Annotated in this window: 13 protein-coding genes and 1 pseudogene; 11 read left to right on the forward strand and 3 right to left on the reverse strand. The window is 54.8% G+C overall.

What is annotated here, in order from left to right:
* The first annotated feature begins 110 nt into the window (after positions 1–110).
* From ENTHG_RS10290 to ENTHG_RS10330, 10 genes and pseudogenes are all read left to right on the forward strand, one after another.
* On the forward strand, positions 111–1,679 hold the full coding sequence (locus ENTHG_RS10290) for an ABC transporter substrate-binding protein (protein WP_044178769.1): 1,569 nt from the start codon (positions 111–113) through the stop codon (positions 1,677–1,679).
* A gap of 98 nt (positions 1,680–1,777) precedes the next feature.
* Positions 1,778–2,800 carry an ABC transporter permease gene (locus tag ENTHG_RS10295; RefSeq protein WP_044178771.1) on the forward strand — a complete coding sequence of 341 codons (1,023 nt, stop codon included), beginning with the start codon at positions 1,778–1,780 and terminating at the stop codon, positions 2,798–2,800.
* Positions 2,800–3,633 carry an ABC transporter permease gene (locus ENTHG_RS10300; RefSeq protein WP_044178774.1) on the forward strand — a complete coding sequence of 278 codons (834 nt, stop codon included), beginning with the start codon at positions 2,800–2,802 and terminating at the stop codon, positions 3,631–3,633. Before ENTHG_RS10295 ends, ENTHG_RS10300 begins: the two co-directional genes overlap by 1 nt.
* On the forward strand, positions 3,626–4,462 hold the full coding sequence (locus ENTHG_RS10305) for an ABC transporter ATP-binding protein (RefSeq protein WP_044178776.1): 837 nt from the start codon (positions 3,626–3,628) through the stop codon (positions 4,460–4,462). The genes ENTHG_RS10300 and ENTHG_RS10305 overlap by 8 nt, the downstream gene beginning before the upstream one ends.
* The gene (locus tag ENTHG_RS10310) at positions 4,449–5,153 is read left to right on the forward strand and encodes an ABC transporter ATP-binding protein (protein WP_044178779.1); all 705 of its coding nucleotides are present in this window, start codon (positions 4,449–4,451) and stop codon (positions 5,151–5,153) included. Before ENTHG_RS10305 ends, ENTHG_RS10310 begins: the two co-directional genes overlap by 14 nt.
* Before the next feature lie 129 nt (positions 5,154–5,282).
* Positions 5,283–5,513 (forward strand): type II toxin-antitoxin system VapB family antitoxin, encoded by a 231-nt coding sequence (gene vapB / locus ENTHG_RS24205; protein WP_071825855.1) that lies wholly within the window; start codon positions 5,283–5,285, stop codon positions 5,511–5,513.
* Positions 5,514–5,523: 10 nt separating this feature from the next.
* Positions 5,524–5,811: pseudogene (locus tag ENTHG_RS10315) on the forward strand (PIN domain-containing protein); the annotation flags it as partial.
* 142 nt (positions 5,812–5,953) lie between these two features.
* The gene (locus tag ENTHG_RS10320) at positions 5,954–6,532 is read left to right on the forward strand and encodes a TetR/AcrR family transcriptional regulator (protein ID WP_044178784.1); all 579 of its coding nucleotides are present in this window, start codon (positions 5,954–5,956) and stop codon (positions 6,530–6,532) included.
* A 77-nt stretch (positions 6,533–6,609) separates the two neighbouring features.
* Complete coding sequence (locus tag ENTHG_RS23725; protein ID WP_052332686.1) at positions 6,610–7,482, forward strand: alpha/beta fold hydrolase; 873 nt, start codon at positions 6,610–6,612, stop codon at positions 7,480–7,482.
* 194 nt (positions 7,483–7,676) lie between these two features.
* Positions 7,677–8,123: a hypothetical protein gene (locus ENTHG_RS10330; protein WP_044178787.1), complete on the forward strand. Its 447-nt coding sequence runs from the start codon at positions 7,677–7,679 to the stop codon at positions 8,121–8,123.
* Positions 8,124–8,335: 212 nt separating this feature from the next.
* Here ENTHG_RS10330 and ENTHG_RS10335 read toward each other — a convergent pair whose 3' ends face one another.
* Positions 8,336–8,920: a hypothetical protein gene (locus ENTHG_RS10335; RefSeq protein ID WP_044178791.1), complete on the reverse strand. Its 585-nt coding sequence runs from the start codon at positions 8,918–8,920 to the stop codon at positions 8,336–8,338.
* A gap of 186 nt (positions 8,921–9,106) precedes the next feature.
* Here ENTHG_RS10335 and ENTHG_RS10340 point away from each other — a divergent pair, with 186 nt between their 5' ends.
* A complete protein-coding gene (locus tag ENTHG_RS10340; RefSeq protein ID WP_044178794.1) occupies positions 9,107–9,925 on the forward strand; it encodes a DUF4225 domain-containing protein in 819 nt (272 codons plus the stop codon).
* 3 nt (positions 9,926–9,928) lie between these two features.
* On the opposite strand, the gene ENTHG_RS10345 is transcribed toward ENTHG_RS10340, so the two are convergent.
* Positions 9,929–10,270 (reverse strand): hypothetical protein, encoded by a 342-nt coding sequence (locus tag ENTHG_RS10345; protein ID WP_044178798.1) that lies wholly within the window; start codon positions 10,268–10,270, stop codon positions 9,929–9,931.
* A 124-nt stretch (positions 10,271–10,394) separates the two neighbouring features.
* Positions 10,395–11,126: a DUF4145 domain-containing protein gene (locus tag ENTHG_RS10350; protein WP_044178801.1), complete on the reverse strand. Its 732-nt coding sequence runs from the start codon at positions 11,124–11,126 to the stop codon at positions 10,395–10,397.
* Positions 11,127–11,228 lie beyond the last annotated feature (102 nt).

An 11,228-nucleotide genomic window follows, 5' to 3' on the forward strand; every position in this document is an offset into this window, starting at 1 on the left:
TGCTTATTCCGTAACCGCATAAGCAAAGATGAATTTAAACTTTAAGAAAAAACAGAAGCAGCCTAACGTAGCCAAATAATTACATCACATTAACTTTACAGGGATTTCGGATGAACAAAAAAGCGCTGCCTTTTCTTATCATGACGCTGTTATCCACGGCCGCCTATGCCGCCACGCCACCGGATACGCTGGTTGTTGCCCAGGGTCTGGATGATATTGTCAGCCTTGACCCGGCGGAAGCCAATGAGCTTTCCAGCATCCAGACGGTGCCAAGCCTCTACCAGCGTCTGGTACAGCCGGACCGTGAAAATCCGGAGAAGATTACCCCGGTACTGGCAGAGAGCTGGCAGGCGGATCCGGCAAATAAAACCCTGACCGTGAAGCTAAAAAGCGATGCCAGATTCGCCTCCGGCAACCCGGTTCGCGCCGACGATGTGATTTTCTCCTATACCCGCGCGGTGACCATGAACAAATCACCGGCCTTTATCCTGAACGTGCTCGGCTGGGCGCCGGACAACATCGCCAGCCAGCTCAAAAAAGTGGATGACCATACCCTTGAGCTGCACTGGACCGCGGATGTCAGCCCGGCGGTGGCGCTGAATATCCTCTCCACGCCAATTGCCTCTATCGTTGATGAAAAGCTGGTAAGCGCTAACGTCAAAAACAATGATTTCGGCAATGCGTGGCTCAAAATGCACTCAGCGGGCAGCGGCGCGTTCAAAATGCGCGTCTACCAGCCGCATCAGGCCATCGTGCTGGATGCCAACGCCACCTCGCCCGGGGGCGCGCCAAAACTGAAAAATATCATTATTAAAAACGTCCCCGATCCGGCCTCTCGCCGCCTGCTGATCCAGCAGGGCGACGCAGATGTGGCCCGTGACCTCGGCGCCGATCAGATCAGCGCTCTGACGGATAAAAAAGGCGTGAAGGTGCTGAGTATTCCTTCTGCCGAACAGAACTATCTGGTGTTTAACGCAGGTAATAACGCCAACCCGCTGCTGAATAATCCGGCTTTCTGGGAGGCGGCGCGCTGGCTGGTGGATTATGACGGCATCACCAAAAACCTGCTGAAAGGCCAGTACTTTGTCCATCAAAGCTTCCTGCCGGTTGGACTGCCTGGCGCGCTGGAAGAGAACCCGTTTAAATTCGACCCGGCGAAGGCCAAAGAGATCCTCGCTAAAGCCGGTATTAAAGATGCGCACTTCACCCTCGACGTAGAAAACAAGCCGCCGTTTATCACCATCGCGCAGTCGATGCAGGCAAGCTTCGCCCAGGGCGGGGTGAAGGTGGATCTGTTGCCAGCCGCCGGAAGCCAGGTCTATGCCCGCGTCCGCGCGAAGCAGCATCAGGCGGCGATTCGTCTGTGGATCCCGGACTATTTCGATGCGCACTCTAACGCCAGCGCGTTTGCCTGGAATGACGGCAAATCCAGCACCGTCGCGGGCCTCAACGGCTGGCAGATCCCACAGCTGAATAAAGCCACGCTCGCCGCTGTTGCCGAGCCGGACGCCGCTAAACGTCTGGATCTGTATAAAAAGATGCAGCAGGAGTTACAGCACAGCTCCCCTTATGTCTTCGTCGATCAGGGTAAAACGCAGATCGTGGTACGTGATAACGTCAAAGGTTATCAGCAGGGTCTGAACGCCGATATGGTGTGGTATGACCGCGTAAGCAAATAAGCGGTTCTTTCCGGTTCGACCTCGCTTTTCCCCCTCTCCCTTTCCGGGAGAGGGCTGAGTGAGGGTAATTTTCTGACCTGGCTATTAACGAGTCTTTCATGTCCACCATTTCTCCCAGGGCGATCCGCGTCTTACAGGCGCTTCTCACCCTTGTTCTGACCCTGTTTGGCCTGCTGGTGGTCACCTTTGCGCTTTCGGCGTTTTCCCCCGTCGACCGGGTGCTGCAAATCGTCGGCGATCACGCCAGCCAGTCCACCTACGACCAGGTGCGCCACCAGCTTGGGCTGGATCAGCCGCTACCGGTACAGTTCTGGCACTATCTGGTCTCCCTTGTTCACGGCGATTTAGGCATCGCCAGCGCCACCGGGCAGCCGGTACTGCAGGATCTGCTTTCCGCCTTTCCCGCCACGCTGGAGCTGGCGACGCTGGCGCTGGTTATCGGCGCGCTGTTCGGCATTATCGCCGGCGTGCTGTGCGCCCGCTTCTCCGGCTCGCCTCTGGACCTGGCGGTGCGTACCGTTACCCTGCTTGGCAACTCGGTGCCCATTTTCTGGCTTGGCCTGCTGATGCTGGCGCTGTTTTACGCACGGCTGCAGTGGAGCGCGGGGCCGGGGCGACTGGATGATATCTACCAGTACACCGTAACGCCGCAGACCGGGTTTGCGCTGATTGATACCTGGCTTTCCGGCGATGGCGAGGCGTTCAAAAATGCCATTAGCCACCTGGTCCTGCCCGTGTCGCTGCTGGCCTATTACTCGCTGGCCAGCATAACGCGCCTGACGCGGTCCGCCTGCCTGAGCGAGATGAACAAAGAGTATATTTTGCTGGCCCGCGCCAAAGGCGCTGGCGAGATGACTATCCTGCTGCGCCATGTGCTGCCCAACATTCGCGGCACCCTGCTGACGGTTATCGCCCTCGCGTGGACCAGTATGCTGGAAGGGGCCGTGCTGACCGAAACGGTCTTTTCCTGGCCGGGCATAGGGCGCTACCTGACCACTGCCCTGTTCGCCGGCGATACCACCGCCATCATGGGCGGCACGCTGGTCATTGGCCTCTGCTTTGTGCTGATCAATAACCTGACCGACCTGCTGGTGCGGTTAACCGACCCGAGGGTGCGCTAATGCCGACCTCTCTTTTTTTACGCCGTCTGCGCCGCTCCCCCGCCGCCCTGAGCGGGCTGACCATCGTTATGCTGCTCCTGCTGGTGGCGCTGTTTGCCCCCTTGCTCGCGCCGCTCGACCCGAACTGGCAGGATGCCGCATCGCGTTTACAGGGGCCGAGCGCCGCTCACTGGCTGGGGACCGACAGCTACGGGCGCGATCTGCTCTCCCGGCTTATTTATGGCAGCCGTCCGGCGCTGGGACTGGTAGCGCTGGTGACCGTTATCACCCTCCCTGCCGGGCTGATTGTGGGTATTCTCTCCGGCTATTACGGCGGCTGGCTGGAGCGTGTTCTGATGCGCTTTACCGATGTGGTGATGTCGATGCCGCGCCTGATTCTGGCATTTGCTTTCGTGGCGATGCTTGGCCCGGGCCTGGTGAACGGCGCGCTGGCGCTGGCGCTTACGACCTGGCCTGCCTATGCCCGCCAGGCGCGAAGTGAAATTCAGCGCCTGCGCCACAGTGATTATCTGGCCGCCGCCGAGATGATGGGCATACGCGGCTGGCGTTTACTTGCCGGCCACATTCTGCCGCTTTGCCTGCCGTCGGCGATTGTGCGGCTGGCGCTGGATCTGGCGGGCATTATTCTGGCCGCCGCTGGCCTTGGCTTTCTGGGGCTGGGTGCCCGTCCCCCGATGGCGGAATGGGGAGCGATGATTGCCGATGGTATGCAGGTCATCTTCGATCAATGGTGGATCGCCGCCGCCCCTGGCGCGGTGATTCTGCTGGCAAGTCTGGCGTTCAACCTGCTGGGCGACGGCCTGCGCGACGTACTGGAGCCGCAACATGACTGAAACACGGGTACAGGTGGCAGGGCTGAACATTGATTATCCCGCCGCCAGAGTGGTTAAAAATCTGAGCTTCACGCTGGGTAATGAACGCCTCGCGCTGGTGGGCGAGTCCGGCTCTGGCAAATCCATGACCGCACGCGCCCTGATGGGGCTGGTGCGCAAGCCGGGCAAGGTCAGCGCCGATGCTTTGAATGTGCTGGGCTACGATTTGCGTACCCTGAACAATCGCGGCTGGCAGAATCTGCGCGGCAACGGCATCGCCATGGTGTTGCAGGATCCGCGTTACGCCCTGAATCCCGTGAAGACGGTGCTGGCGCAGCTTGATGAAGCGCTCACGTTGCATCAGCGCCTGAGCCGTTCGCAGCGCCGGGAGAAGATTGACGAGGCATTACGGGCGGTAGAGCTGGAGCCTGCGGTGCTGCACCGCTACCCCGGTCAGCTCTCCGGCGGCATGGGGCAACGGGTGATGATTGCCATCGCGCTGGTCAATGACCCCAAAATTCTGATTGCCGATGAACCGACATCGGCGCTGGACGCGCGGCTGCGTAACCAGATCCTCGAACTGCTGGTTGCCCAGTGCGAGCAGCGGCAAATGGCGATGCTGCTCATTAGCCATGACCTGCCGCTGGTGGCCCAGCATTGTCACCGCGTCATGGTGATGTATCAGGGGGAGTGTGTCGACGCGATGCCTGCTCATGCGCTGCCGCAGGCGGATCATCCCTATACCCGCACGCTATGGACCTGCCGCCCCGGCGCGGAAACCTACGGGCAGATGCTGCCGACCCTCGACCGTAGCCTCTCATTTAGCGGGGTAGAAAATGGCCATCGTTGATATTCGGGATTTGCGCGTAAGCTTCGGTGAAAAAACCGTGGTGTCGGATGCCTCCCTGGCTATCGAGTCCGGGGAAACGTTCAGTTTGATTGGCGCTTCCGGCTGCGGTAAATCGACCCTGCTGCGCGTCCTGGCCGGACTGCAGCGAGAGTGGCGCGGCGAGGTGTCGCTTTTTGACTCGCCGGTAAAAGCCGGGGCGCGCTATCACGGGCAGCTGCGGCGCAACGTGCAGATGGTGTTTCAGGATCCGTACGCTTCGCTGCACCCTAACCACACCCTGTACCGCACGCTGGCGGAGCCGTTAAAAATTCATCGGGAACAGGATATTGAGCAGCGGGTGGCTGCTGCGCTGCAGGAGGTGGGGCTGCCCGCCGATGCGGCAAAACGGTTTCCCCATCAGCTCTCCGGCGGGCAGCGCCAGCGCGTCGCCATCGCCCGTGCGCTGCTGCTGCGTCCGAAGATTTTGCTGCTGGATGAACCCACCTCCGCGCTGGATATGTCGGTGCAGGCGGAAATTTTGAATCTGCTTAACCGTCTGAAAGCGCAGCACAGCATGACCTACCTGCTGGTAAGCCATGACGCCGATGTGATAGCCCATATGTCAGACCGGGCGGGTTTTATGGCAAACGGTCGGATTGAGCGCTTTTTTGACCGGGAGGCGTTGATGCGCGGCGAGCACCGGATGGGGTAGAAGGTTTGGGTGCGTGAGGTTCCAGCCTGGCATAGCGCATTTTTGCATGTATCGCATGTGCACTTTTATCACTCCGAAGAAGTCATATCTATACATATGCCTAAAAGCCAGTTAATCGGGACAAACATTATGAGAACCGTATCAATATTCAAAATTGGCAATAATCGCGCTATCCGTCTGCCCCGGGACCTGGATTTTGAGGGAGTGAGCGAACTGGAGATCGTCCGGGAAGGTGACTGCATTATCCTTCGCCCCGTTCGCCCAACATGGGGTTCGTTTACTCAGCTTGAAAAAGCCGATTCGGACTTTATGGCCGAGCGTGGTGATGTTGTCAGCGATGAAGGACGGTTTGACTTGTGATCAAAACTTACATGCCGAAATGCGTTTCGGTGCGATCGGAAAGAAGGCATCTCCCCGCCACGGCCTGCTTGTCGAAGCTTTCTGCGCCCGCCTCGATGCAATCCTCGCCTGGGACCGCGCCGCAGTAGACGCAACCACAGAAATTAAGGCTGCGCTGACTGCGGCCGGGACGCCAATCGGCCCGAACGACACGGCGATTGCCGGGCATGCGATTGCGGCTGGTACCATCCTGGTGACGAATAATGTGCGGGAGTTTGAGCGGGTGCCGGGCCTGATGCTGGAAGACTGGGTCAACTGACGGCAGTAAGAGCATATGAAGATGGGATGTCCGCTTTGTGCCAGGAGCGGACGTAGAGTTATGATGCAAAATTGTCCAAACTTGAAACATACCAAACGTATGGTATTCTTTTGGTAAAGCATACATGAGACCTCATTAGAAAATGTCTACTGCTCATAAACGAGAAAAAAATCCTGAAAGAGTAAGAAAAGCGATCCTGAATAACGCCGCACAACTGGCAATTGAACACGGGGTACAGGCTGTCACTATTCAGGCAGTTGCAGATGCAGCCTCTGTAACTAAAGGAGGTGTAATGCATCACTTCCCGACGAAGAAAGCTTTGTTAGATGCTCTGTTTGCAGACCTTGCCGATCACTGGGAAGCCGAACTGAATCGCCATATTACAAGCCGTAGTGGTGAAGTTGGTACTTTCACAAGAGCTTATGTGGAAGTTTCAATTCCTGATCCGACCGATGCTTCTGCCAGAACTTACTCGTATCTGGCATTAGCTGCTATAGGAAGTGATGAAACGCGGTATTACCTGTCTGAACGAATTCATAATCTACTGGAAAGACATAGCGAAACCGACAATTTCATAGAACTGGCAACGATACGCTTCGCCGCCGAAGGCTTCTGGATATCGCAACTCACTAATATGGAGTCAAGAAGCCATGTTGAAGTGAAACGACATCTTTTGAAGCTTGTCGATAACTTCATACAGGTCAGATCTACCAGTAAATGAACTGACATGCCCGAAGGAGCCTACAGGAGTATATGTCCTGATATTGTCACATTTGAAATCAACATCGAGGAATAAAAATGGAGTATGAACTGCCTGAATTTTACTCCCCGCAACTTATCGAACTTGATGGCGTAAAAATTAACTATGTACGGAAAGGTTCAGGACCAGCATTGCTCCTGCTTCACGGTTTTCCTGGGTTCTGGTGGGACTGGCGCTATCTAATAGAACCCCTGTCCAGGCATTTCGATGTCATTGTTCCCGATTTAAGAGGCTCAGGTGACTCTGAAAAGACAGACCCTGCCAGGATTGAAGACTATGAAATTGGGCAACTTGCAGAAGATCAGGCCCGCTTACTGGAGGCTCTCAGCATAGAGAAATGTCATATCATGTCGCACGACTATGGCTCAATGGCCGCTCACAAATTTTTACGTAAGTACCCTGAGAAAGTGGATAAATGCGTGATGCTTGATCCTGTTATGCCAGTGTTTACAGAAGGCGCCATCACCCCTTCCGACTGGTATGCACTTTTCAATGCACTGGATATGGCAGAAACACTAATTAGTAGTACCCGTAAAAGTACCGAAGCTTATTATCGTCATTTTTTCGACAGTTGGGGCCACAAACAACCTGTACTGAACGAAGAAGAGTTTGAAGTGCTAATCGATAATTACATGAAACCCGGTAATATTCTTGGCGGCCTCAACTATGACAGGGCGAATTTAACACCAGAGTCGACACCATGGTCACCACACGATTATCAGCCTACTCCGATAGAGACCAAGGTACTCTGGGCCGCGCAGGATTCATCCATAACCATTGATGCGAGCAGACATTTGCACGAGTTCTACTCCAATTATACGCTGGAAGTTATCGAGGATTGCGGCCATTTCGTTATGCTTGAACAACCAGAAGTTGTTCTGGATAAGGCACTGACATTTCTTTGGAACTAGACCAAGGGAGCACGGCTCGGGCTGTGCTCCTTTTTGCTGGTCTGGTTCTCCTGGAAAAAAAGACTTTTCTTCGAATGTCCGCTGTTCGCTCATAGCAGACCTTCCGTTCCCACCTGCCTTTTGCCTTCAACTCCTTCCTGCCGTTGCTCCTTCACTCTCTCACACGTTTAGCCAACCCAGATCCGACTTTGCCGGTGGTCCGGGACCAGGGCGGGACCCTCAGCACGCGTGAACTGACGTTCGACGGCATTTCGGATCAGGCGTGGAATCTGTATGCCTGGCTGAGGGAGGTGGCGGACGGTCTGCTGGCTGCGACAGGACAGGACGGGAAACCTGGCAGCAAGCCTCCGCTGCTCTCCATGGAGATCCAGCCTCAGTACCGCGACAGAACAGTGGCCGCTCCGTCAGATAAGGCCACTCACATCACTGAGCAGAAAAACCGGCAGCCAATGACGCACGTGGGGATCATTACAGAATGCTACCGGCCCCGCGAGGTCAGGCTGCGGGAAACCCGCACCCAGTGGGTCAGTGAATGCGGCCTGCGGTTCAGAAAGTCCACGGGCGCCGCGGTCGGAAGCGGCGTCTGGTGTGCAAACCGTCTTGATTTGAAGAGCATCCGGGAAATTCAGTCCGGTGAATAATCGTCAGGCCCGGTCTCGCGGATACACGAGTGGCACGGATGAGGAACACAACGCCATCAACACTGGGAAAGTGGCCGCCACGCTCGCAAGTATCTGCCTGCCGTGCCGGCCTGTCGGTAACACAGAAGCAAAAAAATCATGCCTGCTGTGTTACCTGCTTTTTGCCCGGCGAAACCGGGAAGCTGACGCGTAGGGGGATAAACAGGGCCTGCTCAACAGCCTTCACGCCACTCAACAGCAAGTAAAGTTTCAATGCTGGCCACGTCTTCTGGCTCTGCCAGAAAATATAAATCCGGTGATCCTGACCGCTTCAGGACTTCATAACGGTGAGTCCCGTCCCCCCAGTAAAACCCGCCTTCTTCGTGTACGCATAAATGCCCGGGGGAGACAGGTGCCCCCTTTGCAATATGCAGTATTGCGCACGCAAGCTTCCGGGGATCAAGGGTGCTCCATAACGTGTCAGATGCCTGACGAAAAAAGGGATGCAGCAGAGGATCAAAATCTGAAAAAGCCGCTCTGCCCAGAACGAGAGAATCAGTTGTGAAAGCTGTATGGCTGGCGGGCTGTAATACCCGCAACGAGGGAGGGGGGAATGTGAATGCACGTCCCTGAACAGTCAAATCCCATTTGATACAGGCCCGTCCGGTGGACGGCCATCTGTGAGGATGCAGACGTGACACAGCCGCAATTTCAGCCTCTGAAAGGGTGAACAGGCTTTCCGGCAGGTCATCACTGAAAAGCGAATTCACTGCCTCAGCCCAAATATTCAAAGGGATATCGTTCTCTGTATCTGCCATCAGACTGGTTTCCTGGAATGTGCCTGAGACGGGATTATACCCCTGACGTGCACGGGAACTCGTGGCGATTCAGTACAGGCCGATAGTGGAAGTTACAAGATAATGATATACAGCCGGGAATCTGTCACAGCTTAAAAGTGTGTGCTACCGTATATTTTCTGGTCTACGACGATTCGAGGGAAGGAATTGGACATATATACAGGTGGTAATCGCTTTTCGGGCTATTTCCTGACAATGGCCTCACTGGAAGTGAATCAGCTGATGAATACAGCGCTTGCCGTATCGGGGTTTCATATTAAAGATGCCCTGACGCGCGTTCGCTTTCAGGACAATGTGCGGGATTTCAGTAAACTTCAGCTTGCCGCTATCCGCAATGGCGCGACAGAACAGGAATGCCAGCAGTGTATCCTGAACATCCGTGAGGAACACAATAACCTGAAAATTCAGGACAGAATGCTGAGGACGGGCGAGTCTCTTCTCACCGCATCGGTCAGGATCTACGAAGAAAACGGGAAGTTTTTCGGCTATATCATCGATTTTATCGGTGTGGTCATTTCCGGTCTGCAGATAGCCGGTGGTATTGGTGTCATTGCTTCATCCGTTCCGACAGGGAATGTGCTAGGCATTATCGCCGGTGCGACCCTGGTGCTTAATGGTGTCTCATCGGCAGCGGAAGGTATCCAGAAGCTGGCGGGGAAACAACATCCCGTCAATTTTATGCGCGATGGCTTTGAAGGGTCGGCCGAATTTCTGGGCTTTGATCGTAAGGTGGGCTTACTGGCTTATCAACTGGTGGATCTCAGCACGTCCTACTATGGCATGTTCAAGCTCACCCTGAAACCTGATGCCTGGCGTCTGTACCGGTATCTTGCCCCAGACTTCATGCGGCAGGTGACCACCATGAGCCGGACGGCACTCGCCATTAAAGGCGTCTCGGCGACGTGGAAAGGGGCAAAAATTGGCCATACGCTTTACCAGCTGCAGCATGACGAAAAACCGCAGTGACACCTACCGGCCTTTCATCATCCTGTATGCTTTCCATGAAAGGCCGAGAGGTATCAGATACCAGACCGCAATCACACCAAAAATGGCGACCGGTAAGTAATACAGTAGCAGGGAAGGCGGATAAAAGACGGGAAGGAAAACCAGCGGTGCCAGAACAAGAAACAGACAAATGACGCCGCCGTAAAAACGCCGGCTCAAATCATCAATCAGTCCCGAAAGCGTCTCGCCGGTATTTTCATTCCTGTTCAGCACTTCCCTGAGCCGGGATATGTTTCTGACGGTGAAACCATTCTCCAGCAGGTCTTTCTCTGTCAGTTCACTGACCACATGAACTCCTTCATTCATGGTTGTTATGTTCCTGAAAGCATACCTTCCGGGTGAGATTTTTTAAACAGTATGCGGCAAGTTCAGCTTCACCAACCTTATCCAGATCAGCATCAAAAGACAGCACTCCATAAGAGAGGACGAGCTATTTTTGAGGTGCAAACATTCGGGTCATGCGATTGATCAGGGCTGCCAGTGAATCTTTAGAGTCTGCAAAAATTCTGTCAAACACAGACTCAATAATTTGGTATGCATCTTCAATGTCCTGGCAGCTCACCCGGTCCAGTTCATGGCTGCCGGCATTGCCCAGCCATTTGAGCGCCATCAGGGCCTCCATGTGCTCAGCATATTCAGCATCATCTCGCAACTTTTCGAGCCGCGAGTGTAATGTTGTTCCCGGGATATTAAGCGCATTCATCAGCGCTTCCAGGGCAATTCGTATCGCTGTTGCTGCTGAGCCCGGTGCGATGATAAACAACTTAAAAGACTGTCTTATCGGCAGAGCGACCTCCTCAGGACATCCTGCAGGAATAGCAAAAGCAGGCAATGCATGTGTGAAACTGGACGCCCGGTAAATAATATCCCGGGTAATCTCCCCTGCATCAGGTCGAACCAGGTCGCTATCAGGAAGGACACCAGTTCCGGTGACTGCCACAACTGCCGGACACCGGGTCCGCTGACAGAACAACAGGCAGGCGAACGCAAATTCCATATCAGGCAGACCAAAGTCGGGTGTCTCCCAGATTTTACTGGATTCGGCCGTCTGACCGGCATGAAAGGTTCCTTCTTTTATGGCCAGCGTATTCCCGCCACAGACTGGACATATCCAGTCCGGACAGCGGCATTCTTGGAAAGGGCTCAGAAGTGATGGATTCATTATGAGTTTTCAGCTCCGTTTAACATGACCGACTTTTATCACGTTTAGCACCCTACAGTCACGCAGACAGGTCCTTTTGTGGATCATTGACTTCCGCTTCTT

Origin of the sequence: Phytobacter massiliensis JC163, from assembly GCF_000321045.1 — a bacterium.
In the GTDB taxonomy this organism is placed as follows: Bacteria; Pseudomonadota; Gammaproteobacteria; order Enterobacterales; family Enterobacteriaceae; genus Phytobacter_A; species Phytobacter_A massiliensis.

What these genes read in the sequence shown, in the direction of transcription:
- ENTHG_RS10290 (WP_044178769.1), top strand. Translation starts at nt 111, where the DNA reads ATGAACAAAAAAGCGCTGCCTTTTCTTATCATGACGCTGTTATCCACG.
- ENTHG_RS10295 (WP_044178771.1), top strand. Translation starts at nt 1,778, where the DNA reads ATGTCCACCATTTCTCCCAGGGCGATCCGCGTCTTACAGGCGCTTCTC.
- ENTHG_RS10300 (WP_044178774.1), top strand. Translation starts at nt 2,800, where the DNA reads ATGCCGACCTCTCTTTTTTTACGCCGTCTGCGCCGCTCCCCCGCCGCC.
- ENTHG_RS10305 (WP_044178776.1), top strand. Translation starts at nt 3,626, where the DNA reads ATGACTGAAACACGGGTACAGGTGGCAGGGCTGAACATTGATTATCCC.
- ENTHG_RS10310 (WP_044178779.1), top strand. Translation starts at nt 4,449, where the DNA reads ATGGCCATCGTTGATATTCGGGATTTGCGCGTAAGCTTCGGTGAAAAA.
- vapB (WP_071825855.1), top strand. Translation starts at nt 5,283, where the DNA reads ATGAGAACCGTATCAATATTCAAAATTGGCAATAATCGCGCTATCCGT.
- ENTHG_RS10320 (WP_044178784.1), top strand. Translation starts at nt 5,954, where the DNA reads ATGTCTACTGCTCATAAACGAGAAAAAAATCCTGAAAGAGTAAGAAAA.
- ENTHG_RS23725 (WP_052332686.1), top strand. Translation starts at nt 6,610, where the DNA reads ATGGAGTATGAACTGCCTGAATTTTACTCCCCGCAACTTATCGAACTT.
- ENTHG_RS10335 (WP_044178791.1), bottom strand. Translation starts at nt 8,920, where the DNA reads ATGGCAGATACAGAGAACGATATCCCTTTGAATATTTGGGCTGAGGCA.
- ENTHG_RS10345 (WP_044178798.1), bottom strand. Translation starts at nt 10,270, where the DNA reads ATGAATGAAGGAGTTCATGTGGTCAGTGAACTGACAGAGAAAGACCTG.
- ENTHG_RS10350 (WP_044178801.1), bottom strand. Translation starts at nt 11,126, where the DNA reads ATGAATCCATCACTTCTGAGCCCTTTCCAAGAATGCCGCTGTCCGGAC.